Source organism: Streptomyces sp. NPDC032198 (genome assembly GCF_040636975.1).
Taxonomy (GTDB): Bacteria; Actinomycetota; Actinomycetes; order Streptomycetales; family Streptomycetaceae; genus Streptomyces.
The window spans coordinates 605169-631155 of sequence record NZ_JBEZVL010000001.1 but is presented as its reverse complement, the minus strand read 5'-3'; the positions used below and the strand labels follow the sequence as shown (position 1 = coordinate 631155).

Here is a 25987-nt window from a genome sequence, read left to right as displayed (position 1 = left end):
TTCCGGTGCCCCCTAACCGCTACTTGCTCTTCGCGACGGCGGCGGCCAGCTTCGACAGCGGCTCCGCGAGCGCGTTGACGCCGTCCGACAGCTCCTTGGTGTCCGCCTTGTCGAGCTTGTCGTACGACGTGAAGGTGTACGAGTCCTTGCCGCCGCCCGTGCGGTACTCGGCGAGCAGCTTGTCCAGGGCCGCGAACTGCTTGTCGAGTTCCTTGGTGAGCGCCGGGTCGTTCTCCGAGGCGACGGCCTTGAGCAGGCCGTACGCCTTCTCCGCGCCCTCGACGTTCGCCTTGAAGTCGACGAGGTCGGTGTGCGAGTAGCGCTCCTCCTCGCCGGTGACCTTGCCGGTGGCGACCTCGTCGAGGAGCTCCTTGGCGCCGTTGGCCATGGAGGTCGGGGTGATCTCGGCCTTGCCGACGCGGTTCTGCCAGTCCTTGAGGTCCTTGTCGAGCTGCGTGGCGAGCTCCTTCTCGCGCCCGCCGATCTTCTTGTCCTTCCACAGGGCCCGCTCCAGACGGTGCCAGCCCGTCCAGTCCTTCGTCAGGTCCTGGCCCTCTTCCAGGCCGTCCTCGCGGACGTCGACCTTCGGGTCGATGTCACCGAAGGACTCGGCGACCGGCTCGGTGCGCTCCCAGCCGATGCGGGAGTTGGCGTACGCCTTCTTGGCGGCCTCGATGTCGCCCTTGCGGACGGCGTCGGTGAAGACCTTCACCTTGGGCAGCGTCGCGTCGGCCTGCTCCTGCGCGTAGGCGCGGTAGGCGGCGACGGACTTGTCCAGGCGCGGGTCGCGCTTGACGGTCTTGCCGCCGCTGACGGTGACCTTCTGGCGGATGCCGTCGCCCTTCATGCCGGGCTTGCAGGCGATCTCGTACGAGCCGGACTTCACCTCGGCGGTGAGCTTCTGCTTCGTGCCGGGGCCGATGTTCTCGCGCTCGCTGACGATGCGGTCGTCGGGGAAGAGGAGGTAGACCTCGGTGACCTTGGAGCCCTTGTTCTCGATGGCGAGCTCGACGTGCCCGGCGCTGAGCTTGGTCTCGGAGACGTCGCACTTGTCGTCGGTGGCGGTCACCTCGACGGTGTTGCCGCCGCCCTTGGTCTCGCTCTTCTCGGTGCAGCCCGTGACGGCGGTGAGTGCTGCCACTGCGGCGACGGCGGTGGCGGCAGAGAGACGGACGGGGCGCATACGGGCTCCAAGACGGGTCAAGGATGGATCGGACGTGCGGATGGGGCGCGTCGCGGTGGTGAGGCGGACCTAACTTAACTGAGCCTTACCTGGTCGATACCCAGCCATCCAGTGATTCACCTCTCACTGGGGAAGGGGTGCTTACGGAGGTGTCACGGTGGGGTGATGGGAGGTTCATGGCCGGGTCAAGCAAGGGTCAAGAGGGATCTTCCGGGTCATCTTCCGGGTCGCACCCGGGGCCCTGAGTGTGCGGATCACCGGCTCCGCCGAGTCCGTCCTCAAGCGCCGGACACGCTGCTGCCGACGGCCCAGGCACGCACCGGGGCGACCATCGGCACCCCCGTCCGCGGATGCGGGAACACCTCGACCCGCTGCCGGTACACCTCGCTCAGGAGCTCGCCCGTGAAGACCTCGCCCGGCGCGCCCTCCGCCGCCACCACTCCGGCCCGCAGCAACGCCACCCGGTCCGCGTAGGCAGCCGCGAGCCCCAGGTCGTGCAGGACCACCACCACCGCGTCACCGGTGGCGGCCCGCTCCCGGCAGATCCGCAGGACCAGCTCTTGGTGGCGCAGATCGAGCGCGGCGGTCGGCTCGTCCAGGAGGAGGAGCGGGGTCCGCTGGGCGAGCACCCGGGCCAGCGCGACCCGCGCCCGCTCGCCGCCGCTCAGCGCGGAGAAGGGACGCGCGGCGAACTCGGTCACCTCGGTCGCGGCAAGCGCCTCCCGCACCACGCGGTCGTCCTCGTCCTCCAGCGCCGTCCCCGCCCAGGGCGCACGCCCCATCCGTACGACGTCCTCGACCGGGAAGGGAAAGGAGAGCGCGGCGGACTGCGGCAACACCGCGCGCCGCAGCGCCAGTTCACGCGCGGGCCACTCGCTGGTGGGCCGCCCGCAGACGCGTACGTCCCCTTCGGCGGCCGGGAGATCGGCCGCGAGCGCGGCCAGCAGCGTCGACTTCCCCGCCCCGTTGGGCCCCACGAGGGCAAGCACCTCGCCCGCACGGGCGGTGAGCGAGACCCCGGCAAGGACCTCGCGGCCCCCGAGCCGCACCACGAGCCCCGACGCCTCGGCGAGCACGTCGCCCGGAGCGAAGGCCCCCGGCAGGGCGGCCCGCCCGCCACCGGTCGCGAACAACCGCCGCGCGATCCGCGTGATCATGCCCAACCCCCTTGCTTGCGACGGGTCCTGCGCAGCAGCCAGAAGAAGAACGGGCTGCCGAAGAGCGCGGTGAGCACCCCGAGGGGCAGCTCAGCGGGAGCCGCCACCGTCCGCGCCGCGAGATCCGCGCCGACCAGCACGACCGCCCCGCCAAGGGCGCTGCCCGGCACGAGGAAGCGGTGACCCGGCCCCGCGGCCATGCGCAGGAGATGCGGGACGAGCAGACCGACGAACGTGATGATCCCGGCGACGGCCACGGCGGCGGCGGTCAGCAGCGCCACCACCAGGACCAGCACGAGCCGCAGCCGCTCGACGTCGACCCCCAGATGCCGCGCGGGCCGCTCGCCGAGCGCGAGGAGGTCCAGCTTGCGTGCGTACAGCGGCGCCACGGCCAGACCCGCCACCGCGCACGGCAGCACGGCGAGCACCTTGGGCCAGGTCGCCTGGGCGAGCGAGCCGAGCTGCCAGAAGGTGATCTGGGTGACCTGCGCGTTGTCCGCGAAGAAGATGCAGAGCCCGATCAGCGCCCCCGCGAACGCGTTCACGGCGATGCCGGTGAGGATGAGCGTGACGACCTCCGTGCGCCCTCCGTCGCGCGAAAGGACGTACACGAGAAGGACGGTGGCGAGTCCGGCGACGAACGCGCAGACCGTCACGGTCCAGTTCCCGAAGAAGCTGAGACCGAGCGCGATGGACGCCACCGCGCCGACGGCCGCGCCCGCCGAGATGCCGATCACGCCGGGCTCGGCGAGGGGGTTGCCGAACACGCCCTGCATGAGCGCCCCCGCGCATCCCAGGGATGCCCCGACGAGCAGCGCGAGCGTCACGCGCGGCAGCCGCACGTTCCACAGGACGCTCTCGCCGACCCGGTCCAGCGCGTCCCCGCCGAGACCGGTCCGGTGCTGGACGGAGCCCAGGACGTCCCCGAGGGGGATGTCGTACGCGCCGACGCCCGCGGAGAGGAGACAGAGCAGGACGAGGGCAGCCGTGAGCCCGGCGGTCAGCGTGACGGCCGTGCCGCGCCGCCGGGCCCGGGGCGCCGTCGACTCCCGCGTGGCGGGACCGGTGTCGGCCGCCTTGGGCAAGACGGTCACTTCTTGCTCCCGTACAACTGCTCCACCAGGGACTTCAGGACCTGGTCCGTGCGCGGCCCGTAGTTCAGGAGCACCCCGTCGTCGACCGAGACGATGCGGCGGTCCAGTCCGGCCGGGGTCTCGGCGACACCCGGGACCTTGAGCAGCCCGTCCACGCCGTCGACCGATGCGAGCCCCTTGGACATGACGAGGATCGCGTCCGGTGCTGCCTTGGCCAGTGCCTCGCTGGTGATCGCCGTGAAGTCCTTCTTCAGGCCCGATTCCTTGCCCGCGTCGACCGCGCCCGCCGCCTCCAGGAGTGAACTCGCGCCGGACTCGCGGCCACCGAGCAGATAGACGGACGCGGAGCCGCGCAGATAGAGGAAGGCGACGCGGGGCTTCTCGGTGCGGGCGGCTGCCGGGATGGACTTCCTGACCTTCGCGATGCGCTTCTGCGTACGGGACTTGAGCGCGTCGCCCGACTTCTCGACCCCCAGCGTCCTGGCCACCGCGTCGATCCGGGGGCCCACGTCGTCGAGGCCCTTCGCCGGGTCGAACACGACCAGCGGGATGCCCGCGTCGCGTATCTGGCCGATGGCCTCGGCGGGCCCCGTCGTGGTGTCCGCGAGGACGACCGTCGGCTTCAGGGAGAGGACGCTCTCCGCCGACACGTCGTGCGCACGCGTCACCACCGGCAGCTTCTTTGCCTGCTCGAAGGTGGCGGTGATGTCGCGGGCCACGACGTTCTTGCCGAGGCCGAGCGTGAAGACGATCTCGTTCAGGCTGCCGGTGAGCGGCACGATCCGGCTTGTGTCCTTGACGGTGACCTTCTTGCCGTCGGCGGACGTGACGGTGGCGGGGAGCAGGGGCTCGGGGCGGGACTTCAGCGGCTCGACACGGTCGGGGCGGCCGGTCGCGGACGCCGCCGCCTTCGCCTTCGGGGACGTCCCGCTACCGCCGTCCGAGGCGGACCCGCAGCCCGTGAGGGCCAGGGCGAGAACGGCGGTCCACGCGCCGGCGATACGGAATGAGCGCGGCATACGCACCGAAGTCCACCGTCCTGTCGTGCTGTTGAGGGTCTGTTCCGAGGCGCCCGGGGCCCGGGGGACCGGGAGGGGGTTCCAGCCGAAGTGATCGTAGTTTAGGTTAGCCTTACCTTATTGACCACACCCGGAGGGGTCCCATGTCGTCGTCAGGACAGGCGCGAGCCAGTGCCCGCGCCGGAGCCGTGGCGGTGCTCACCGCACTCGTCGGAGCGCTGCTCCCCACGGCCGCCGCGCACGCCGAGGACCGCACGGTCCAGGGCGGACGGCTCGACTGGGGCATCAAATCCTCGTTCCAGAGCTACGTCACCGGGCCGATAGCCCAGGGGAGTTCGACCCTCCAGGGCGGCGCGGCCACGGTCGGCGGCAGCCAGTTCCGCTTCCACTCGGCGAAGGGGTCGTACGACCCGGACAGCGGGGCCTTCAGCGCCGGGTTCTCCGGCGGAGTGCACTTCCTCGGGCACAAGAAGGGCGGCTCGTACGAGCTGGACCTCACCGTCAGCCGCCCCACCGTCAAGATCTCCGGCGGCTCCGGCACGCTCTACGCCGACATGGTCAGCAAGGAGAAGGGCACGGGCAAGGTCACGTCCACCGCCCAGGTGCCGCTCGCCACCCTCGGCGTGTCCGGCATCAACATGAAGGGCGGCTCAGGACCCATCGCCCTCAACAACCTTCCCGCGACGCTCACTTCCCAGGGCGCGAAGGCCTTCGCCGGGTACTACGCGGCGGGCACCGAGCTGGACCGGGTGAGCCTGTCGACGGATCTGGTCGCGGGGCCGGCCGGCTCCGGCTCCGGCGAGAAGAAGCCGTCAGGGAAGCCCTCGAAGAAGCCCTCCGAGAAGAAGAAGGAGGAGAAGGCGAAGGCGGGGCGCATCGAGGACGCCGCCGTCGACTGGGGCGTGCGCCGCACCTTCCGGGAGTACGTCACCGGCTCCATCGCCAAGGGCGAGTGGAAACTGTCCGCCGGGGCCCAGGACGGCGGCGCGCTCTTCCGCTTCCCCCGGGGCGAGGGGACGTACGACGAGAAGAAGCGGACCCTCGACGCGGACTTCGCGGGCACGGTGCGCTTCACCGGTGAGCACGGCCTCGACCTCGCGCTGAGCAAGGTCGCCGTAAAGGTCGAGGACGGCAAGGGCACGCTCTTCGCGGACGTCGACAGCAAGGGTGACAACAAGGGTGGTAAGGGGGTTGCCCTGAAGAGGGCGCCACTGATCACCTTCGCGGCGACATCCGGTCAGCTGAAGCCCGATGACGGGCTCGTCTCCCTCACCGAAGTGCCCTCGAAGCTCACCGCCGACGGCGCCAAGGCGTTCGGCGGCATGTACAAGGCGGGCTCCACGATGGACCCGCTCTCGCTGGCCGTCGCCCTCGACGCCGACGCCAAGCTGCCCGCGCTGCCGGACCTCGGATCGTCCGCGAGCCCGTCGCCGCAGGCCGAGAAGGCCGCGGGACCGAAGACGCAGAACGCCGCCGACGCCTCCGACTCCTCCTCGCCCGCCGTGCCGATCGGCATCGGCGCGGGTGTGGCGGTGCTGCTCGCCGCGGCGGTCACGTTCGGGGTCGTGCGCAAGAAGCGTGCGGCGGCGGACGCCACCGGCCAGGACTCCTGACCGCTCCATCACCCCACCCCCTCCTCGCTGTTACCGCTCTCTCCAAGGAGAAGACTGATCATGGCCGCCACCCGTCGTCCCCTCATCCTCGCGGCAGCCGTCGCGACCGCCGTCACGCTCGGCGCGACCGCCCTGACCCTCCCGGCGCTCGCCGCCGACAGCGCAAGCGCCGCCGCCGCGCCGAAGCTGGAGCTGACGGACGGCACCCTGGACTGGGGCCTCAAGGAGTCCTTCCGCACGTACGTCACCGGTCCCGCCGTGGGCAAGATCGAGGCCACGGACGGCGCCAGGCAGGCCGCCGACAACGGGGTGTTCACCTTCACCGACGGCAAGGGGACGTACGACACCGGGACGCACGCCACCGACACCGCCTTCAAGGGCAGCGTCCGCTTCTCCTCCCCGGCCCACCGTTTCGACATCACGGTCGCCGACGTCAAGGTCCGCACCGAGGGCACGAGCGGCGCCATCCGGGCCGACGTCAGCCTCAACGGCGCCGTCCAGAACGACATCGACCTCGCCAAGCTCGACCTGACCGGGATCAGGCCCGGCCAGGGCGAGGGCGGCGCGATGACCTTCAAGGACATCCCGGCGACGCTGACCGCGGACGGTGCCAAGGCGTTCAACGGCATGTACAAGGAGGGCGACAAGCTCGACCCGGCGACGCTGTCGGTGAAGGCGGGCGGCGCCGTGACCGAGACGCCGAAGCCCACCGGGACGCCCAAGCCGACCGAGACGCCCAAGCCGACGGGGACCCCCAAGCCCACGGAGACCGCCGAGCCGACCGGCAGCCCCACCACGACCCCGAAGCCGACCGGCACGTCCGGCGCCGGGAAGCCCGCGGGCGAGGTGCACGACGGCTCGCTCACCTGGGGCGTGAAGGAGAGCTTCCGCCGCTACATCGAGTCCGGCGGCGGCGCGACGCTCTCGGGCGGCGCCAAGAAGAACGGCAACGGCTACGCCTTCCCGTACGCCAAGGGCGAGGTGGACTCCGACGCCAAGAAGCTGACCGCGTCCTTCGGCGGCGCCGTCCGCTTCCAGTACAAGGCGCACGGCATCGACATCAGGCTGAGCGACATCAAGGTGGCGGCGAACGGCACCAAGGGCACGCTGACCGTGGACGTCACCTCGCCCAAGGGCAAGAACAACGACGTGAAGTTCGCGACGCTCGACCTCGCCAAGGCGTCGTACACGGCGAAGAACGACGTCGTCGTGCTCGACAAGGTGCCCGCGGCCTTCACGGCGGCGGGCGCGAAGCAGTTCGCCAGCGATGACGCGCCCTCCAGCTACAAGAAGGGCGACGCGATGGACCCCGTGACGGTGGCGCTCTCCGTCGCCGAAGGGGCGAAGCTGCCCAGTGGCTCGACGGGTGGCTCGGCCGACTCCGGTTCCACCGGCGGCGGTTCGGCCGCGCTCGGTGGCGGCGGCTCGGTCGGCGGCGGTACGGGGGGCTCGCTGGCGTCCACCGGTGCGTCGGTGCCGACGGGTGCGCTGCTCGGGGCCGCGGGGGCGATCGCCGCGGCGGGTGCCGGTGCGGTCTTCGTGGCCCGCCGCCGGGCTTCCTGACGCGCGGGGATCCCGCGGATGCTTGAATGCCCGGATGACGCGACTGCCTTCGCAACTGCCTTCAGAACTGCCTGACGGTCTCGACGTGCTCCGGGTGTTCTGCGGGCCCGACGGCCGGCACGGCAATGAGCTGGGTGTCGTGCGCGAGGGGGCCCGCGTCGCGGGGCGGGACGAGCGGCAGGCGATCGCCGCGAAGCTCGGCTTCAGCGAGACGGTGTTCGTCGATGACCCCGAACGCGGGGTCATCGACATCTACACCCCCACCCTGCGGCTGCCCTTCGCCGGGCACCCCTGCGTCGGTACGTCCTGGCTGCTCGACGTGCCGGAACTGGTCACGCCCGCAGGGGTGGTGGAGGCCCGCCAGGACGGGGAGTTCAACTGGATCGCGGCGCGGCCCCGGTGGGCACCGGAGCGGACACTGCGCGCCTACGCGACCGCGGCCGAGGTGGACGCCCTCAAGGTGCCCCCGCCGGGGGAGTGGATCTACGCCTGGGCGTGGGAGGACGAGGCGGCGGGGCGGGTCCGGGCGCGGGCGTTCCCCGGCCGGGACGACGGAATCCGGGAGGACGAGGCCACGGGGGCGGCGGCGCTGCTCCTCACCGAGCGGCTCGGCCGTGCGCTCAACATCACGCAGGGCCGAGGCTCCCAGATCCTCACGGCCCCCGCACCGGACGGGCTGATCGAGGTGGGGGGCCGGGTACGGCTCAGCGGGGGCTGAGGGGTGCCCCTGCGGGGCTCTCCCTCCCTGCCCCTACGCCGACAGCGGGAACTCTTCGCCCAGTTCGCGGAACACTCCGGTGTTCAGGGCGAAAGCCCGCTTGCACTCGTCCACGATCCGCTGGCGCTCCAGCTCGTCCGGGACGACCTCGCCCAGGCCGTCGAGCAGCTCCCGATAGCCCCGCTTGAACGCCGCCGGGTTCGAGATGCCCTCGAAGACGTAGAACCGGACGCCGTCGCCCTTGCGGGCGAACCCCCACGTCTGCTCCGCCTTGCCGCGGATGATCTGGCCGCCGGAGAGATCGCCGAGGTAACGGGTGTAGTGGTGGGCCACGTAACCGCCCGGCCACTCCCGCGCGCACTCCGCGACCCGTGCCGCGTACGCCGCGGTCGCCGGCAGGGGAGTCGCCTCCGTCCGCCAGCCCGCACCCCGCAGATGCGAAAGGTCCCGCTCCAGTTCCGCGACGCGCAGCAGTTCGGGCTGGATGAAGGGGCCGGCGACCGGATCGTCCTTCAGCGCCGCGGCGCCCTCCTCCAGGGCGCGGTACACGAACCACAGCTGTTCCGTGTAGCGCGCGTACGCGTCGACGCCGAGCCTGCCGCCGAGGAGGTCGCTCATGAACGTCGAGGTCTCCGCCTCCGTGTGCTGCTCGTGCGAGGCGGTGCGGATGACCGTGGAGAACGGATCCATGAGGGACCTCCGAAGCCGAAGAGAGCGGGGGAGCGAAGAGCGCGAAAGAAAGCCGCAGAAAGGCGGGAGCCAGTACGACCGCTACCGATCATCCAAGTTAGGCTTACCTAAGTCAACTGGTTCCCGACGTCCTGTCGGTAAAACGCTACCCGCTCAGAGCTCAGGGAAGCGTAAGGATCTCCGCCCCGCTGTCCGTCACCACGAGCGTCTCCTCGAACTGCGCGGTCCGCTTGCGGTCCTTCGTCACCACGGTCCAGCCGTCCTCCCACATGTCGTACTCGTGCGTGCCGAGGGTCAGCATCGGCTCGATCGTGAACGTCATGCCGGGCTTGATCGTCGTCGTCGCGTGCGGGCTGTCGTAGTGCGGCACGATCAGGCCGGAGTGGAAGGACGTGTTGATGCCGTGGCCGGTGAAGTCACGCACGACGCCGTAGCCGAAGCGCTTGGCGTACGACTCGATGACGCGGCCGATGATGTTGATCTGGCGGCCGGGCTTGACCGCCTTGATGGCGCGGTCCAGGGACTCCCGGGTCCGCTCCACGAGGAGCCTGGACTCCTCGTCGACGTCCCCGACCAGGTACGTGGCGTTGTTGTCGCCGTGCACACCGCCGATGTACGCGGTCACGTCGAGGTTGATGATGTCGCCGTCGTTCAGGACGGTGGAGTCCGGGATGCCGTGGCAGATGACCTCGTTGACGGAGGTGCACAGCGACTTCTTGAAGCCGCGGTAGCCGAGCGTGGAGGGGTAGGCGCCGTGGTCGCACATGTACTCGTGGGCGACCCGGTCGAGCTCGTCGGTGGTCACCCCCGGCGCGATGTGCTTGGCGGCCTCGGCCATCGCGCGCGCGGCGATCCGGCCCGCGACGCGCATCAGCTCGATGGTCTCGGGGGTCTGCACCTCGGGCCCGGTGTACGGGGTGGGCGCGGGTTTCCCCACGTACTCCGGGCGCCTGATGTTTCCCGGAACGGGGCGGATGGGAGAGAGCTCCCCTGGTACGAGCAGCGACTGGCCAGACATGCCAGCGAGTCTAACCAGCGGTGGTGGGGCAGCATGGCGGGAGAGAGAGGAGCAGACCATGGCACTGTTCAAGAAGCGGACCGTCGGTAAACCGGGCGAGTGGTTCTACTGCCTGGAGCACAAGAAGGTCGAGGAGGGCCCCGACTGTCCGGGCAAGGACCGCTTCGGGCCCTACGGGTCACGCGAGGAGGCCCAGCGGGCGATGGAGACCGCCGCCGAGCGGAACCTCGAGTGGGAGACCGACCCCAAGTGGCACGACAAGGACACCGGCAGCGCCTGACCCGGCGCCGGACGGCGTCCTCGTCCGTGCTCGCGTCGTACGGCAGCAGCTTGGAGCGCCAGGGGGGAGGTCGGGCCATATCGAGGAAAGGGACACGAACAGCCATGCCCAGCGCTGGTCATGGGCGGGAGCAGCCGAATCCTCGGGGCCGCGTCACCACCGCGCCGGAGGCGGGGACGTGAGCTGATCCGCCAGGCGTGACAGCCGGTCGCGCAGACGGCGCCGCCCCCGTGCCGCCGGGAGGTGGTTCTCGCCCGTGGCCGCGCTCACCAGGTGCTGGACCATGTCCAGGTCCAGGTCGGGCGACTCCGGTACGGGCAGTGCCTCGTGGGCCATGGCCCGCAGATCGCTGTCGGCCGAGCCGAGGGCGAGTACGGTGGCGCCCGCCGCGCGGGCATCGTGAACCCGGTCGAGGAGGGCCGCCCCCGGCGCGGCCGCGGGCGTGTCCGGCGCCACCACCAGCAGCGTCTCCCCGCGCCTTGCCGCCTCGATGCGGCCGAGCCCGGTCGACAGATGCGCGGGATCGCCCTCCCGCACCCGGTGGCGTACGAGTGTCGGCGTCAGTTCCGGTGTCCCGGACCACGCCGCCTCGTCCACGAGATGCGCGGCCAGATGCCACGGCTCGTACTCCTCGGTGCCCACGAGCAGCAGCCCGCCGCCGTGCGGCACCACGGAGGACCGCAGCGTCCCCGCGAAGCGGCGCGTCGCGCCCACCCACTCGGTTCCCGCGAGCACTTCGCGCAGCAGCGCGACCCGTACGGCGTCCATGGGGTCGCATCCTGCCCCAACGTGTGACTCGTCAGGCGGAGTTCACCGGGAATTCGCCCGGGGTGGGGACTGACCGGGGATGGCTGATGAGACAACTGTTCCCTTCCGCGCCGGGCGCGAGGGCTATGCGAGCTTCCGGATCCCCGCCGTCGTCCGCACCCGCTCCGGCACCCTGCTGGCCTTCTGCGAGGGGAGAGTCGGCTCGCAGGCGGACTCCGGCAACATCGACGTCGTACTGAAGCGGTCCAGCGACGGTGGCCGCACCTGGGGGCCGCTCCAGGTGGTCGCCCAGAACGGCACCAACCTCGCCGGCAACCCCGCCCCCGTCGTCCTGGACACCGGCCGGATCCTCCTGGTCCATGTCCGCAACGCCGCCGCCGCGACCGAGGACGCCATCCGGCGCGGCAAGGTCTCCGCGGCGAACGGGCGGCGGATCTGGGTCCAGCACAGTGATGACGACGCACTGACCTGGTCCGCCGCCAGGGAGATCACCGGACAGGTGAAGAAGACGAACTGGCGGTGGTACGCGACCACGCCCGGCCACGCGATCCAGCTGACCGGCACCGCCGCGACCGGCCGGGTCGTCGTGCCCGCCAACCACTCCCTGCCGCCCACCGGTACGGACGACGGCACCGAGGGCAAGTACAACGGCGGCCACTGCCTGCTCAGCGACGACCACGGACAGACCTGGCGCATCGGCTACGTCGACGACAACACCGACGGCTACGTGAACGTGAACGAGACCACCGCCGCCGAACTCGCCGACGGGCGCCTCTACTTCAACACCCGCAACGACTCGCCGTCCCCCGGCACCCGCGCCGACGCCCACTCCCGCGACGGCGGCCGGAGCCTGCTCAAGCCCTTCCGGCCGCAGGCAGGGCTCGTCGGCCCGGTCGTCGAATGCAGCGTGCTCCAGCTGCGCACGCCGGACGTGCTGCTGTTCTCCGGGCCCGCGGACCCCGGCTTCCGGGCCCTGATGACGGTGCGCCGCAGCCGCGACGGCGGCACCACGTGGCAGGACGCGTACACGGTGGACGGGCTGCCCGCCGCGTACTCCGATCTCGTGCGCGTCGACGACGGGACCGTCGGACTGCTCTACGAGACCGGCGACTTCAGCGCCTACGAGACGATCACGTTCCGGCGGATACCGGTGGCCGCCCTGGCCTGACTCGGGCGGTGACCGGGCGGTGAGTAAGGTCGGCCGCATGACCTCTAACGACAGTGTGCAGAAGCCTCCGGCCAAGGATCCCTGGGAGCTGCCCGACGTCTCCGGGCTCGTCGTCGGCGTGCTCGGCGGCACCGGCGACCAGGGCCGCGGCCTCGCCTACCGCCTGGCCCGGGCGGGCCAGAAGGTGATCATCGGCTCCCGCGCGGCCGAGCGCGCGCGGACCGCCGCCGACGAGCTGGGCCTCGGCGTCGAGGGCGCCGAGAACGCGGAGTGCGCGCGGCGCAGCGACATCGTGATCGTCGCCGTGCCGTGGGACGGGCACGGCAAGACCCTCGAAGCCCTGCGCGAGGAGCTGAGCGGCAAGCTCGTCATCGACTGCGTGAACCCGCTGGGCTTCGACAAGAAGGGCGCCTACGCCCTGAAGCCCGAGGAGGGCAGCGCCGCCGAGCAGGCCGCCGCCCTGCTGCCGGACTCCCGGGTGACGGCCGCCTTCCACCACCTGTCGGCGGTGCTGCTCCAGGACGCGGCCGTCGAGGAGATCGACACAGATGTGATGGTCCTGGGCGAGGTCCGCGCCGACACGGACATCGTCCAGGCGCTCGCCGCGCGCATCCCCGGCATGCGGGGCGTCTTCGCGGGGCGGCTGCGCAACGCGCACCAGGTCGAGTCCCTGGTGGCCAACCTGATCTCCGTGAACCGGCGCTACAAGGCCCACGCGGGGCTGCGCGTGACCGACGTCTAGGACGTGGCGGGCATGGGGGACACTGGTTGCGGACGCCGCATCGCGCGGTGGTCCGCCACCCCACGGACCGACCCCCGACAGGAGCCGACCCCCATGCCCCGCCTCGCTCTCTACGCCCTCGCGGTCTGCGCCCTCGCCGTCGCGGCGGCCGTGGTCTCCTTCGTCCAGGGCTACTGGATCGGCGTCATCTGGGTGCTGCTCGCCGGACTCTCGTCGAACATGGCGTGGTACTACCTGCGCCGCGCGAAGGCCGAGCGCAACGCCCGCGCCGCTACCGGTTGAGCGTGCAGGACTGGCTCGGGTCGCCGTCCCAGAAGCGGTAGAAGTCCTGGCCGCAGTAGGTCTCCAGGTCGCCCACGCCGAGCCCTCGCAGGATCGCGTCGATCGCGTCGAAGAAGGCGCCGTTCACCTCGGGGATCCACAGGATGCCGAAGACAGCGATCAGACCGAACGGCGCGAACGGCTCCACCTGGCGGCGGATCTTGTACGAGAGCCAGGGCTCGATGACGCCGTAGCCGTCCAGGCCCGGGATGGGCAGCGAGTTCAGGATCGCGGCCGTCACCTGGAGCAGCGCGAGGAAGGCGAGCGCGAAGCGGAAGGTGTCCGGCACGCCGGAGAGCGAGTCGAGCCAGAAGGGCGCCGTGCAGACGACCGCGAAGAGCACGTTCGTCAGCGGGCCCGCCGCCGAGATCAGACTGTGCTTCCACTTGCCCCGGATGCGGCCCCGCTCGATGAAGACGGCACCGCCGGGCAGGCCGATGCCACCCATGATCACGAAGAGCACAGGAAGCACGATGCTGAGCAGCGCGTGCGTGTACTTCAGCGGGTTGAGGGTCAGATAGCCCTTCGCGCCGACGGAGATGTCACCGCTGTGCAGGGCGGTGCGGGCGTGCGCGTACTCGTGCAGACAGAGCGAGACGATCCAGGCCGCCGTCACGAAGAGGAAGACCGCGAGCCCGGGGTTGTCCGCGAATCCGGTCCATGCGGCCCAGCCGGAGACCGCGGTGACGGCGGCGATCCCGAGGAAGACGGGGCTGATCCGCCGGTCGCTGCTTCGGGTGGGAGCGATGGTCATGGTGCGGGGCTCCTGGAGGTGGCGGGCCGGTTGTCGTACGGGAACGTACCCCGGCGTACGGCTAAAACGTCTCGCACTCGGCGGGGAGTTCCGGGGAGGGTGGGGGCATGACGCTGTGGGACGTGATGTACGACGACTGGCAGATGGAGTGCTGCGGGACGCCGTTCTCCGTGGGGGACGAGGTGGCGTGGCAGTTGGAGGGCGGTCCTGACCTCTACTCCGTGGAGCGGCACGGCGAGGAGGCACCGGACACGGTGGGCCGGGTCCGGTCGATCCGGATGGTGACCCGGGGCTTCGCCCGCGCGGCCGGCACGAACACGTTCGAACCCGTACCGGGCGAGGAGTGGCTCCGCCCCGTGGAGGCGTGCCCGAAGTGGTTCACGGACCCGGTGGAGGGGAGCTGGGAGCAGGGATACTTCCGGCGGGAGGTAGGGGTACTGGTCGTCCTCGACGTACGGGAAGAGGCCGGGTGACCAGTGGCGTGGGGGCCCGCCTCGATCGCTCCGGACAGCAGGGCAGCGCCCGCGCCGAGCGCGTCCCCGGCCCGCGGGCGACCCCCGGCATCACGTAGCAGTCGGCCCGTGACGGGCCCACGTGCGGTGCGGCGCCCCGCATCGCTCCTCATCCTGACCGGAGACAATGGACCCCGTGCGCTACCGCATTCTCGGCACCACCCAGGCATTCCACGCCGACGGCACCTCTGTCGCCGTCGGCGGTTCAAGGCTGCGCGCTCTGCTGACGGTCCTCGCCCTGCGCGTTCCGCGGGCCGTTCCTGCGGCCGTGCTCGTCGACGAGGTGTGGGGCGGGGAGCCGCCCGCCGACGCGACCGGTGCGCTACAGGCCCTGGTGGGCCGGCTGCGGCGGGCGGTCGGCGCCGGGGCGATCGCTTCCGGCGACGGCGGCTACCAGCTGTGCGCCGAGCCGGACGACGTCGACCTGCACCGCTTCGACCGCCTCGCGGCCGAGGGGACGGATGCCCTCGCCGACGGTGACGCGGCCAAGGCGGCGGCGATCCTGGACGACGCCCTGGCCCTCTGGCAGGGCCCTCCGCTCGCCGACCTCCCGGACCGCACGGCGGACGCGGCCCGCTGGGAGTCCCGCCGCCTGGAGGTCCGCCGCGCCAGGCTGGCCGCCGCGCTCGCCCTGGGCCGGGCCGAGCAGGTGCTTCCCGAGCTCGCCGCCCTGTGCGACGGGCACCCCCTCGACGAGCCGCTCCAGGCCCTGCGGCTGCGGGCGCTGCGCGACGCGGGCCGCCCGGCGCAGGCACTCGCCGCGTACGACGGAGTGCGCCGCCTCATCGCGGACCGCATCGGCGCCGACCCGGGCCCCGAACTCCGCGCCCTGCACGAGGAGTTGCTGCGCGCGGACGAGTCGCAGCCGCCCCCTGCCCGGACCCGGCCGCCCCGGAGACCGCAGGGCAACCTGCGGGCCAGGCTCACCTCGTTCGTCGGCCGGGAGGGCGACATCGAGGCCATCCGGGGCGACCTGGCGCGGGCCCGCCTCGTCACGCTGCTCGGCCCAGGCGGCTCCGGCAAGACCCGGCTCTCGCAGGAGGCCGCCGAGGCCCACGCCGACGGTGTGCCCGACGGCGTATGGCTGGCCGAACTCGCCCCGGTCGACGACCCGGACGCGGTGCCGGAGGCGGTCCTCACCGCGCTCGGCGCCCGCGAGACGGTCCTGCGCGGCGCGGGCGCCGAAGAGCTGCGTGCCGTCTCGGAGTGGCACGACGACGACCCCGTCGTCCGCCTCACCGAGCACTGCGCGCCCCGCCGCATGCTCCTGATCCTCGACAACTGCGAGCACGTCATCGACGCCGCGGCCCGCCTCGCCGACCGGCTGCTCGCGCACTGCCCCGGCCTGACGGTCCTCGCCACCAGCCGTGAACCCCTCGGCGTGCCGGGGGAGTTGCTGCACCCCGTGGAGCCCCTGCCGGAGCCGATCGCGCTGCGCCTGCTCGCGGACCGCGGCGCCGCGGCCCGGCCCGGCTTCCGCATCGAGGACGACCGGCCGGCGGCGGCCGAGATCTGCCGGCGCCTCGACGGCCTGCCGCTGGCCATCGAACTGGCCGCGGCCCGCCTGCGCATGCTCACCCCCCGGCAGATCGCCGACCGCCTCGACGACCGCTTCCGCCTCCTGACGAACGGCGCCCGCACGGTCCTGCCCCGCCAGCAGACCCTGCGCGCGGTGGTCGACTGGTCCTGGGACCTCCTGGACGCCCCCGAACGCACCGTGCTCCGCCGCCTCTCCGTCTTCGCGGGCGGCTGCGACCTGGCCGCCGCGGAAACGGTGTGCGGGGCCGCGGCCGGGCTCCGGCCGCGGGACGTCGCCGACGTGCTCGGCTCCCTCGTCGACAAGTCCCTCGCCGTCGCCGCCCCTTCCCCACAAGGCGTCATGCGCTACCGGCTGCTCGAAACCGTCGGCGAGTACGCGGGGGAGCGGCTCGACGAGGACGGGGACCGCGACGCCGCCGAACGGGCCCACCTGGTGTACTTCCGTGAGCTGGCCCGGCTGACCGAACCGCGTCTGCGGGGCGGCGGCCAGCGGGAGGCCGTCGAACGCTTCGAGGTCGAGTACGAGAATCTGCGCACCGCCCTGCGGCACGCCGTCGCCGCCAGGGAGGAGCAGGAAGCGCTCTGCCTGGTCCTCTCGCTGTCCTGGTACTGGACGATCCGTGACCTGCGCATCGAGATCCGCAACTGGTCCCGCGAGGTCATCGCCCTCGGCCCGGACCCCTTCGTACGTCCCGTCACCCCGGTGGAACCGCTCTACGAACGCTGCACGGACAACCCGCTGCCCATGCGCCCCGAGGTGCTCCAGGAAGCACGGCGAGGTGTCCACCTCATCCAGCTCTCCTGTATGGACATGAACCTGGACTCCTGGCAGACACCGGAGGCCCTGGAGAAACTCGCGGGCATCCGTGAGGCCTACCGGCCGGGGCTTCCGCAGACCTGCTGGGCGCCGGGCAGCCTGTGGTTCTTCGCGGTCCTGCTCGACGGTGACATCGACCGGATGCACCACATCATCGACGCGACCATCGGCACCTGCCGCGAGCGGGGCTACGACTGGGAGCTCGCCGCGTCCTTGCAGCAGCGCGCCAACGTCCTCGCCAACCGGGCCGACCGGGCGGGCGACGCCCGCCGTGACGCCGACGAGTCCCTGGAGATCTTCGACCGGCTCGGCGACGTGTGGGGCATGGCCGAGGCGCTGTCCTCGCGCGGCGAGGCCCATGAGCGGCGCGGCCGGTTCGCCCAGGCCGCCGAGGACTTCGAGGCCGCCATCGGGCACGCGGAGCGGCTCGGTGCCCCCGCGCAGGTGAGCGTGCTCACGGCCCGGCTCGGGGCGGTGCTCACCGAGGCGGGCGAAATGGAGCGGGGCGAGGAACTGCTCTGGTCGGTCCTCGACCATGACGGCAAGGCCGCCGCGAACTCCAGCGAGTCCCTGCCCGCGGCCCGCTTCTTCCTCGTCGACCTGCTCACCCGCACCGGCCGCACCGCCCAGGCGCGGGAGCAACTCCAGCTGCTCCGTGAGGAGTTCAAGGCCGCCGAGTTCGTCATCTTCGAGGGGTTCATGCTGGGCGCCGAGGCCTGGATCCACACCGTGGACGGCCGGCATGCCGAGGGCCTCGTCGCGGCGCGCGCCGCGCTCGACAAGTCCCGCGACCCGCTCAGCAAGATGATGGCTCCGCAGATGACCTCCGTCCATCTCGCCACCGCCGCCCGCGCCCTGGCCGCCCTCGACGGCGGCCGGCACGCCCGCGACGCGGTGCGGCTGCTCGCGGTCGCGGCCCATGAGCTGCCGCCCGGTCACTTCGCGCCCGCCGCGGAGCGCGAAATCGTCACGGCCGCCGTGGAGTCGGCCCGCGGGGCACTGGGTGACACCGCGTACGAGGCCGCGTACGCGGAAGGCGGCAGCCTCTCCGTGGAGGAGGCCGCCGCCCTCTGCGACAGGTACATCACCGGCTAGCGCGTACGCACTCAGCTCTTCGTGCGGAACTTGTGGATCGCGATCGGCGCCATCACCAGCGTGAGCGCCACCGACCAGCCGACCGTCACCCAGACGTCGTGGGCGACCGGGCCGCCCACCATCAGGCCGCGCGCGGAGTCCGCGAGCGAGGACAGCGGGTTGTAGTCGGTGAAGCCCTGCAGCCAGCCCGGCATCGACTGGGTCGGCGCGAAGATCGACGAGCCGAACTGCAGCGGCATCAGGACCAGGAAGCCCATCGCCTGCACGGACTGGGCGCTCTTCATCGTGACGCCGAGGACCAGGAAGATCCACATGATCGACGTGCCGAAGAGCGCGGAGAGGCCCACGGCGGCGAACAGTCCGGCCCAGTTCGTGATGTCGAAGCCCACCAGGACACCGACGATCATCATGATCGTCGTCGCGATGAGCAGCCGCATCAGCTCCACCACGATCTTGGCGAAGAGGACCGAGCCCTGGCCGATCGGCAGGGTGCGGAAACGGTCCATGATGCCGTTCTGGAAGTCCTGGTTGAAGCCGGTGCCGACGGCCATGGCGATGTTCATGCTCATCATCGCCATCATGCCGGGCACCACGTACTGCACGTACTGGTCCTGACCGCCGCCGAGCGCCTGGCCGATGGAGCCGCCGAAGACGTACACGAACAGGAGCGTGAAGACGATCGGCATCAGGACCGCGTCGAACATCGACTCGGGGTCCTGGCGGATCCAGAGCAGATTGCGGCGGACCAGGGCGCTGGTGTGGCGCACGTGGTCGCGCAGCCCGATACGGGCGTCGGCCTCTCCCTGGTGGAGGGGCGGCGTGAGAGTGGCGGTGCTCATACGGCAACCTCCTCGAGTTCGGGGCGGACGTCCTGCGGGGCGCTGGCCTTGTGGCCGGTGATGGAGAGGAAGACCTCGTCCAGGCTGGGCAGTTCGGTGGCGATCGAGCCGATCGTGATGCCGCGCGCGGTGACCGCGCCGACCACGGCGGTGAGCTGCTCGTCGCTGAGGATCGGCACCAGGACCGTGCCGGACTCGGCGTCCACGGTGGAGGTGGCGAGGCCGGTGAGGCCCATGTCGTCGAGCGCGCCGGCCAGCGGGCGCAGCTCCAGCGGGTCGGCCGGGCGGATGCGCAGGGTGCGGCCGCCGACCTTCGCCTTCAGCTCGTCGATGCCGCCATTGGCGATGACCTTGCCGCGGTCGATGACGGTCAGCTCGGAGGCGAGCTGCTCGGCCTCCTCCATGTACTGGGTGGTGAGCAGCACGGTGACGCCGTCACCGACCATGCGCTTGACCTCGGCCCACACCTCGTTGCGGGTGCGGGGGTCGAGGCCGGTGGTCGGCTCGTCCAGATAGAGGACGGACGGGCTGCCGATCATCGACGCCGCGAGGTCGAGGCGTCGGCGCATGCCGCCGGAGTACGTCTTGGAGGGGCGGCTCGCCGCCTCGGTGAGCGAGAAACGCTCCAGGAGGGCGTCGGCCTTCGCCCGCGACTCCTTGCGGGAGAGGTCGAGGAGCCGCCCGATCATGTACAGGTTCTCGCGGCCCGAGAGCTTCTCGTCCACCGCCGCGTACTGACCGGTGAGGCCTATCACCCGGCGGAGCTGGCGGGGCTGCTTCACGACGTCGTACCCGGCCACGAAGGCCGAGCCCGAGTCCGGGACGACGAGGGTGGAGAGGCAGCGGACGAGGGTCGTCTTGCCCGCGCCGTTCGGACCGAGCACGCCGAGGACGGTGCCTTCGCGTACGTCGAGGTCCACGCCGTCCAGTGCCTTGGTCTCGCCGTAGTGCTTGACCAGTCCCCTCACGGTGACGGCGCTTCCTGCGCCGCCGGGGGTGTTGTTGATTCGCGTCATGCCGCAAGAGTGGCAGCAGCCACCGACAAACCACCGACAGGCCGCCTACACCCGGTCGGTGGCAGGCGGACAGCCCGTCGACGGGGGAAGTTCGACGGGCTGCCGGTGGTGCCGCTATGGCTCATGTACCGGGCGCGCGGCGCGCACCCGGCGGTACGGGTGGTACTGGCGGTACGGGTGGACCTGATGGACCTAGTGGACCGAGTGCTCCGCGGCGGGAAACGCCCCGCCCACCACGTCCTCCGCGAACGCCTTGGCCGCGCCGCTCATCACGCCGCGCAGATCCGCGTACTGCTTCACGAAGCGCGGCATCTTTCCGCCGGTGAGGCCCAGCATGTCCGTCCAGACCAGGACCTGCGCGTCGCACGCCGCCCCCGCGCCGATCCCGACCGTCGGGATGTGCAGGGAGCGGGTGACCTCGGCGGCCAGCTCCGCGGGGACCAGTTCGAGGACCACCGCGAACGCGCCCGCGTCCTGCGCGGCCTTCGCGTCGCTCAGCAGACGGTGCGCCGCCTCGTCGCCGCGGCCCTGGACGCGGTAGCCCATGGTGTTCACGGACTGCGGCGTGAGGCCGAGGTGGGACATGACGGGGATGCCGGAGGAGACGAGGAGCTCGGTCTGGGGGAGCGAGCGTTCGCCGCCCTCCAGCTTCACCGCGCCGACCCCGGCCTCCTTCACCAGGCGCGTCGCCGAGCGAAGGGCCTGGACCGGGCCTTCCTGGTACGAGCCGAAGGGCAGGTCACCGACGATCAGGGCGCGCGACGTGCCCCGTACGACGGCCGCGGACAGCATGGTCATCTCGTCGAGGGTGACGGGCACGGTCGTCTCGTACCCGAGGTGGCAGTTGCCCGCCGAGTCGCCGACCAGCATCACGGGGATGCCCGCCTCGTCGAAGACGGACGCGGTCATCGCGTCGTACGCGGTGAGCATGGGCCACTTCTCGCCCCGCTCCTTGGCGGCGGTGATGTCCCGCACGGTGATGCGGCGGGAGCTCTTGCCTCCGTACAGCGCCTTGCTGCTGTCGGTGGACTGGCTCGCGGCGGGACCAGTGGGCTGGTTCTGGGCAGCCGGAAGTTGCGTCATCGCAACGGCTCCTTCTGTTATCTCGAGGCGCCCTGACGGCGTCCCCGGATCACCTCCATGGTGGCATCGCGTGCCGCCCGGCGGCTAGTGGACCCTTCGGTAAAGTCTTTACAATACGAGACGGTCTCGTATCGAAATGGGCCTAGGGTGGGGGCCATGACTACTCCAGCCGTCACCACCCCACGCATACCGGAAGCCGTTCACCGGCGCCGGTGGGCGATCCTCGGCGTCCTGATGCTGAGCCTGCTGATCGTGGTGCTCGACAACTCGATCCTGAACGTCGCCATCAAGACGATCTCGACCCCGGAGCCCACGGGTCTCGGCGCCACCCAGAGTGACCTGGAGTGGGCCATCAACTCCTACACCCTGGTCTTCGCCGGGCTCCTCTTCACGGCAGGACTGCTCGGCGACCGGCTCGGCCGCAAGCGGGTGCTGCTCGCGGGCCTCGCCGTCTTCGGCATCGGCTCCGCGCTCGCCGCCGAATCCGGCTCCCCGGTCCAACTCATCCTGTTCCGCGCGGTGATGGGCCTCGGCGCGGCCTTCGTGATGCCCGCCACCCTCGCCGTCCTGATGAACGTCTTCGAGCGCGACGAGCAGCCCAAGGCCATCGGCATCTGGGCCGGCGGCGTCGGCCTCGCCATCGCGATCGGGCCCATCACCGGCGGCGTGCTCCTCGACCACTTCTGGTGGGGCTCGGTCTTCCTGGTGAACGTGCCGATCGTGATCATCGCGATCGGGCTGATGATCTGGCTCGTGCCCGAGTCGCGCGACCCGAAGCCGGGCCGGATCGACCTGATGGGCGTGGGCCTGTCCATCGTCGGCCTCGTCCTGCTCGTCTACGGCATCATCAAGGGCGGCCAGCTCGCCGACTTCACCGACCCGGCCGTTCTCGCGACCATCGTCGCGGGCCTCGCCGTACTCGTCGGCTTCGTGCTGTACGAGAAGCGCAGCGACCACCCGTCCATCGACATCTCGTACTTCAAGAACCGCGTCTTCTCGGCGGCGATCAGCTCCCTCGCGCTCGTCTTCTTCGCGCTGATGGGCGTGACGTTCTTCGCGGTCTTCTACACCCAGAGCGTGCGCGGCTACTCGCCGCTGCAGACCGGCCTGCTGATGCTGCCGCTCGCCGCGGCCCAGCTCATCTTCGCGCCGCGCGCCCGCCTCGTCGTCGACCGCTTCGGCGTCCGCGCCGTGTGCACGAGCGGGCTGCTGCTCCTGGCCGCGATGCTCGCCGCCTTCACGATCCTGGAGGCCGACACCCCGATCTGGATCCTGGAGGTCATCTTCTTCCTGATGGGCACCGGCATGGCGCACATCATGACCCCCGCCAGTGTCGTCATCATGCAGGCGCTGCCCCGCGAGAAGGCGGGCTCCGCCTCCGCCCTGAGCAACACCTTCAGGCAGGTCGGCGGCGCCCTGGGCATCGCGGTGCTCGGCTCCGTGCTCTCCGCGGCCTACCGCAGCGGCGTCGAGGACAAGCTCACCCTGCTGCCCGCCGACATCCGGCACACCGCGGGCGAGTCCATCGAGGCCACCCTCGGCGTCGCCGCCAAGCTCGGCCCGCGCGGCGAGCCCCTGGTCACAGCGGCCCACGACTCCTTCCTGCACGCCATGCACATCACGGCGCTCTGCGGTGCCGGCGTCGCCCTGATCGGCGTCGTGGTCGTCGCCCTGTTCCTGCCGGGCCGCACGCCCCAGGAGCCCGAGGCCCAGAAGCCGGAGGCCGACCCGGTGGGCGCGGGGCGCTGACCGGGACGGGGGAGAATCGGCCCGGCAGAGCGACGGACGAGGAGAGACGGAGTTGACGTGGTCCACATCGCCAAAGGCGTCCGGGGGCGCCCCCGCAGCGAGGCCGTGGAGCGGTCGATCGTCGAGGGCGTCCTGAAGCTGATCGAGGACGGTGTGCCCCTCGCCGACCTCTCCATCGAACGGATCGCCCGTACGGCGGGTGTCGGCAAGGCCACCATCTACCGCCGCTGGAGCGGCAAGGAGGAACTCTTCGTCGACATCCTGCGCGGCATCGACGACCCGCAGCCCGAGCTGGCCGGGGACTCGATGCGCGGCGACATCATCGTCTGCCTGGAGCATCTGCGTAGGCGCGGCGTGAACATGCGTTCCTCCGCGCTCCTGCACAACGTGTTCGCGCAGATGAAGAGCCTGCCGAAGCTGTGGGAGGCGTACCACGCGACCGTCATCGAACCCCAGCGCCGCGTCATGCGCGAGGTGCTGCGCCGCGGCATGGAGAACGGCGAACTCCGCGACGACATCGACATCGTGCTCGCCAACGACCTCTTCGTCGGCCCCATGCTCGTACGCACCGTGCTGCGCTCCGACGACCCGCTCGACGAGGACCTCCCCGAGCGGATCGTGGACTCCGTGCTCGCGGGACTGCGGCCCACGGGGTGAATGTGCGCGTTTCGTCACAGCGGCCCCGTTGTGCGGCGAGATGCGGAACCTGCCGCCCCGCGCCGCTCGTCCTCGTCCCGTACGGCCGTCACGGACGGCGGGGAGGACACCCGATCATCGCCTAGGGTTTCAGGGGCGAGGACGGTTGCACGGCAGCAGTGAGGCGACGAGCGTATGGCGCAGGCGTATGTGACGGAGACGGGCAGCGGCGGCTCGGAACCCGGCCGCCAGGGGGCTCGGTTCCGGCGCCTGGTCGACGGGTGGCGGAACGACCGGGGCATCTGGCGGCGTGGGCTCGTCACCGCCGGGTTCGCGGTGCTGCTCGCCCTGGTGATGCTCTTCCACGCCCAGATCCCGAACGGCATCGGCAACCTCGGCAGCCTCATCGAGACGTTCCTGCCCTGGCTCGGCTTCCTCGTCCCGGTGCTGCTCGTCATCGGCTTCGTCCGCAAGTCCGCCACCGCGCTGATCGCCGTGCTGCTGCCGGGGATCATCTGGGTGAGCTCCTTCGGCGGCCTGATCACCGACAAGTCCGGTGCGGGCGGCGACCTGACGGTCGCCACGCACAACGTGAACGCGGAGAACGCCGACCCGTCCGGCACCGCCCGTGACGTCGCCGCTTCCGGCGCCGACGTCGTGGCCCTGGAGGAGCTCACGGCGGACGCCGTCCCGACGTACGAGAAGGCGCTGGCCGGCACGTACAAGCACCACTCGGTGCAGGGCACGGTCGGTCTGTGGAGCAAGTACCCGCTGACCGGCACCAAGCCCGTCGACATCAAGCTGGGCTGGACGCGTGCGATGCGGACGACGGTCGCAAGCCCCAAGGGCGAGGTCGCCGTCTATGTCGCCCACCTGCCGTCGGTGCGGGTCAAGCTGGACGCGGGCTTCACCGCCAACCAGCGTGACGCGAGCGCGGACGCGCTGGGCGAGGCCATCGCCGACGAGCCGATCTCCAAGGTCGTGCTGCTCGGCGACCTGAACGGCACGATGAACGACCGGGCCCTGAACGCGGTCACCTCGCAGATGCGGTCCACGCAGGGCGCGGCGGGCGACGGCTTCGGCTTCAGCTGGCCCGCGTCGTTCCCGATGGCGCGCATCGACCAGATCATGGTCAAGGGCGTCGAGCCGCTGTCGTCGTGGACGCTGCCGGAGACGGGCAGCGACCACCTGCCGATCGCGGCACGCCTGGAGCTCTAGGGCCCTAGCCCCGGGTCCCTCCTGCCACGTGCCGCACACGCGTTCTTAACCTCGCGGAATACTGGGCCCGAGAGGGTTTGTTCCGTACGTAAACTTACGGAACACCAGTCCCTCATGCGCTCCCCCGGAAGGTTCTTCATGCCCCTGGCCCTGCTCGCCCTAGCCGTGGGCGCCTTCGGCATCGGCACGACCGAGTTCGTGATGATGGGCCTGCTGCCCAACGTCGCGGACGACCTGGACATATCCATCCCCACCGCCGGGCACTTGGTCTCGGCGTACGCCCTGGGTGTCGTCATAGGCGCCCCGCTGCTCGCCGCGGTCACCGCGCGCATGCCGCGCCGCCGGGTCCTCATCGGCCTCATGGTGCTCTTCGTCGCGGGCAACGCGCTCTCGGCGGCAGCCCCCGACTACCACTGGCTGATGGCCGCCCGCTTCCTGAGCGGCCTTCCGCACGGCGCGTTCTTCGGCGTCGGCGCGGTCGTCGCCACCGGCCTGGTGGCCCCCGAGCGCAAGGCGCGCTCGGTCTCGCTCATGTTCCTCGGCCTGACCGTCGCCAACATCGTGGGCGTGCCCGTGGCCACGGCGATGGGACAGCAGCTCGGCTGGCGCGCGACGTTCCTCGCGGTCAGCGCGATCGGCCTCGCGGCGATCGCCTCGCTGGCGCTCCTCGTCCCCGCCGACCACGGCCACGGCGAGAGCGGCGGCCTGCGCGGGGAACTCCGGGCGCTCGGCAGCGTCCCGGTCTGGCTCGCGCTCGGCACGACCGTCGCGGGCTTCGGCGCGCTGTTCTCCGCCTACAGCTATGTGACGCCGATGCTGACCGACGCCGCGGGCTACGCGGAGTCCAGCGTCACGCTGCTCCTGGCGCTGTTCGGCGTCGGCGCCACGGCGGGCAACCTGCTCGGCGGCCGTCTCGCCGACCACTCCCTGCGGGGCACGCTCTTCGGCGGGCTCACGGCGCTGGTCGTGGTCCTCGCCCTGTTCCCGGTCCTGATGGGTACGGCGTGGAGCGCGGCGATCGCGGTGACACTGCTCGGCATGGCGGCGTTCACGACGGGCTCGCCCCTGCAGCTCATGGTGATGGAGAAGGCGTCGGCGGCCCCGTCCCTGGCCTCCTCCGCCAACCAGGCCGCGTTCAACCTCGCCAACGCGGGCGGCGCCTGGATCGGCGGCCTCGCGCTCGCCGCGGGCCTCGGGGTCACTTCCCCGGCGCTGACGGGCGCGGCGCTCGCCGTGCTGGGCCTCGGGGTGGCCGGGGTGGCGTACCTGGTGGACCTGCGGTCGCCCTCGGTGGGCAGTGAGCGGCTCGTGGCTTCGGGGGAGCCTGTGCGGGAGTCGTCCCACGCCGGGTAATCCGGGGGTGGTTCCGGTGGGTGGGCCGGGACCAGTGCGGTC

General features: G+C 71.4%; 24 protein-coding genes. 13 read left to right on the top strand and 11 right to left on the bottom strand.

Annotated features, from left to right (window positions below; genetic code table 11):
- Window positions 1-19: 19 nt before the first annotated feature.
- From efeO to AB0E78_RS02940, 4 genes are all read right to left on the bottom strand, one after another.
- Window positions 20-1183 carry an iron uptake system protein EfeO gene (gene efeO / locus AB0E78_RS02955; RefSeq protein ID WP_361827395.1) on the bottom strand — a complete coding sequence of 388 codons (1164 nt, stop codon included), beginning with the start codon at window positions 1181-1183 and terminating at the stop codon, window positions 20-22.
- Window positions 1184-1461: 278 nt separating this feature from the next.
- Window positions 1462-2340: a heme ABC transporter ATP-binding protein gene (locus AB0E78_RS02950; RefSeq protein ID WP_361827392.1), complete on the bottom strand. Its 879-nt coding sequence runs from the start codon at window positions 2338-2340 to the stop codon at window positions 1462-1464.
- Window positions 2337-3425 (bottom strand): iron ABC transporter permease, encoded by a 1089-nt coding sequence (locus AB0E78_RS02945; RefSeq protein ID WP_361828491.1) that lies wholly within the window; start codon window positions 3423-3425, stop codon window positions 2337-2339. Before AB0E78_RS02945 ends, AB0E78_RS02950 begins: the two co-directional genes overlap by 4 nt.
- Window positions 3426-3430: 5 nt before the next feature.
- On the bottom strand, window positions 3431-4453 hold the full coding sequence (locus AB0E78_RS02940) for an ABC transporter substrate-binding protein (RefSeq protein ID WP_361827390.1): 1023 nt from the start codon (window positions 4451-4453) through the stop codon (window positions 3431-3433).
- 143 nt (window positions 4454-4596) lie between these two features.
- Between AB0E78_RS02940 and AB0E78_RS02935 the strand changes: the two genes are divergently transcribed.
- From AB0E78_RS02935 to AB0E78_RS02925, 3 genes are read left to right on the top strand one after another with little or no spacing between them, the layout of a single operon-like run.
- Entirely contained in the window at window positions 4597-6066 is a 1470-nt protein-coding gene (locus tag AB0E78_RS02935) for an HtaA domain-containing protein (RefSeq protein ID WP_361827388.1), read from the top strand.
- Window positions 6067-6126: 60 nt separating this feature from the next.
- The gene (locus AB0E78_RS02930; RefSeq protein WP_361827386.1) at window positions 6127-7629 is read left to right on the top strand and encodes an HtaA domain-containing protein; all 1503 of its coding nucleotides are present in this window, start codon (window positions 6127-6129) and stop codon (window positions 7627-7629) included.
- Window positions 7630-7663: 34 nt separating this feature from the next.
- Complete coding sequence (locus AB0E78_RS02925; RefSeq protein WP_361827385.1) at window positions 7664-8347, top strand: PhzF family phenazine biosynthesis protein; 684 nt, start codon at window positions 7664-7666, stop codon at window positions 8345-8347.
- A 33-nt stretch (window positions 8348-8380) separates the two neighbouring features.
- Here AB0E78_RS02925 and AB0E78_RS02920 read toward each other — a convergent pair whose 3' ends face one another.
- The gene (locus AB0E78_RS02920; RefSeq protein ID WP_361827382.1) at window positions 8381-9037 is read right to left on the bottom strand and encodes a biliverdin-producing heme oxygenase; all 657 of its coding nucleotides are present in this window, start codon (window positions 9035-9037) and stop codon (window positions 8381-8383) included.
- Window positions 9038-9197: 160 nt separating this feature from the next.
- On the bottom strand, window positions 9198-10055 hold the full coding sequence (gene map, locus AB0E78_RS02915; RefSeq protein ID WP_361827379.1) for a type I methionyl aminopeptidase: 858 nt from the start codon (window positions 10053-10055) through the stop codon (window positions 9198-9200).
- A 58-nt stretch (window positions 10056-10113) separates the two neighbouring features.
- Between map and AB0E78_RS02910 the strand changes: the two genes are divergently transcribed.
- Entirely contained in the window at window positions 10114-10335 is a 222-nt protein-coding gene (locus AB0E78_RS02910; RefSeq protein ID WP_361827377.1) for a hypothetical protein, read from the top strand.
- Between the two features lie 153 nt (window positions 10336-10488).
- On the opposite strand, the gene AB0E78_RS02905 is transcribed toward AB0E78_RS02910, so the two are convergent.
- Window positions 10489-11103: a hypothetical protein gene (locus tag AB0E78_RS02905; protein ID WP_361827375.1), complete on the bottom strand. Its 615-nt coding sequence runs from the start codon at window positions 11101-11103 to the stop codon at window positions 10489-10491.
- A 79-nt stretch (window positions 11104-11182) separates the two neighbouring features.
- Between AB0E78_RS02905 and AB0E78_RS02900 the strand changes: the two genes are divergently transcribed.
- The 3 genes from AB0E78_RS02900 (at window position 11183) to AB0E78_RS02890 (ending at window position 13295) form a co-directional block, all read left to right on the top strand.
- Entirely contained in the window at window positions 11183-12271 is a 1089-nt protein-coding gene (locus AB0E78_RS02900) for a sialidase family protein (protein WP_361827372.1), read from the top strand.
- Window positions 12272-12308: 37 nt separating this feature from the next.
- Window positions 12309-13013 carry an NADPH-dependent F420 reductase gene (gene npdG / locus AB0E78_RS02895; protein ID WP_361827371.1) on the top strand — a complete coding sequence of 235 codons (705 nt, stop codon included), beginning with the start codon at window positions 12309-12311 and terminating at the stop codon, window positions 13011-13013.
- A gap of 93 nt (window positions 13014-13106) precedes the next feature.
- Complete coding sequence (locus AB0E78_RS02890) at window positions 13107-13295, top strand: hypothetical protein (protein WP_361827369.1); 189 nt, start codon at window positions 13107-13109, stop codon at window positions 13293-13295.
- Here the strand turns inward: AB0E78_RS02890 and AB0E78_RS02885 are convergent.
- Window positions 13285-14088, bottom strand: coding sequence for a site-2 protease family protein (locus tag AB0E78_RS02885; RefSeq protein ID WP_361827366.1), 804 nt, complete (start codon window positions 14086-14088; stop codon window positions 13285-13287). The two genes, AB0E78_RS02890 and AB0E78_RS02885, sit on opposite strands and share 11 nt — an antisense overlap.
- A 107-nt stretch (window positions 14089-14195) precedes the next feature.
- Between AB0E78_RS02885 and AB0E78_RS02880 the strand changes: the two genes are divergently transcribed.
- Together AB0E78_RS02880 and AB0E78_RS02875 are read left to right on the top strand one after the other, a co-directional pair.
- Window positions 14196-14561, top strand: coding sequence for a DUF6578 domain-containing protein (locus AB0E78_RS02880; RefSeq protein ID WP_361827363.1), 366 nt, complete (start codon window positions 14196-14198; stop codon window positions 14559-14561).
- Window positions 14562-14727: 166 nt separating this feature from the next.
- Window positions 14728-18051, top strand: coding sequence for a BTAD domain-containing putative transcriptional regulator (locus tag AB0E78_RS02875; RefSeq protein WP_361827361.1), 3324 nt, complete (start codon window positions 14728-14730; stop codon window positions 18049-18051).
- 11 nt (window positions 18052-18062) lie between these two features.
- Here the strand turns inward: AB0E78_RS02875 and AB0E78_RS02870 are convergent, their stop codons facing one another.
- The 3 genes from AB0E78_RS02870 to panB all read right to left on the bottom strand — a co-directional run bounded on the left by AB0E78_RS02870 (window position 18063) and on the right by panB (window position 20989).
- Window positions 18063-18890, bottom strand: coding sequence for an ABC transporter permease (locus tag AB0E78_RS02870; protein ID WP_361827360.1), 828 nt, complete (start codon window positions 18888-18890; stop codon window positions 18063-18065).
- A complete protein-coding gene (locus tag AB0E78_RS02865) occupies window positions 18887-19906 on the bottom strand; it encodes an ATP-binding cassette domain-containing protein (RefSeq protein WP_361827358.1) in 1020 nt (339 codons plus the stop codon). The genes AB0E78_RS02870 and AB0E78_RS02865 overlap by 4 nt, the downstream gene beginning before the upstream one ends.
- A 192-nt stretch (window positions 19907-20098) precedes the next feature.
- The gene (gene panB, locus AB0E78_RS02860) at window positions 20099-20989 is read right to left on the bottom strand and encodes a 3-methyl-2-oxobutanoate hydroxymethyltransferase (protein WP_361827355.1); all 891 of its coding nucleotides are present in this window, start codon (window positions 20987-20989) and stop codon (window positions 20099-20101) included.
- Between the two features lie 156 nt (window positions 20990-21145).
- On the opposite strand from panB, the gene AB0E78_RS02855 reads away from it, so the two are divergent.
- The 4 genes from AB0E78_RS02855 to AB0E78_RS02840 all read left to right on the top strand — a co-directional run bounded on the left by AB0E78_RS02855 (window position 21146) and on the right by AB0E78_RS02840 (window position 25945).
- A complete protein-coding gene (locus AB0E78_RS02855) occupies window positions 21146-22738 on the top strand; it encodes an MFS transporter (protein ID WP_361827352.1) in 1593 nt (530 codons plus the stop codon).
- A 57-nt stretch (window positions 22739-22795) separates the two neighbouring features.
- Entirely contained in the window at window positions 22796-23395 is a 600-nt protein-coding gene (locus AB0E78_RS02850) for a TetR/AcrR family transcriptional regulator (RefSeq protein WP_361827349.1), read from the top strand.
- Window positions 23396-23569: 174 nt separating this feature from the next.
- Window positions 23570-24592, top strand: coding sequence for an endonuclease/exonuclease/phosphatase family protein (locus tag AB0E78_RS02845; protein ID WP_361827346.1), 1023 nt, complete (start codon window positions 23570-23572; stop codon window positions 24590-24592).
- A gap of 138 nt (window positions 24593-24730) precedes the next feature.
- Window positions 24731-25945 carry an MFS transporter gene (locus AB0E78_RS02840; RefSeq protein WP_361827344.1) on the top strand — a complete coding sequence of 405 codons (1215 nt, stop codon included), beginning with the start codon at window positions 24731-24733 and terminating at the stop codon, window positions 25943-25945.
- The last annotated feature ends 42 nt before the right edge of the window (window positions 25946-25987 follow it).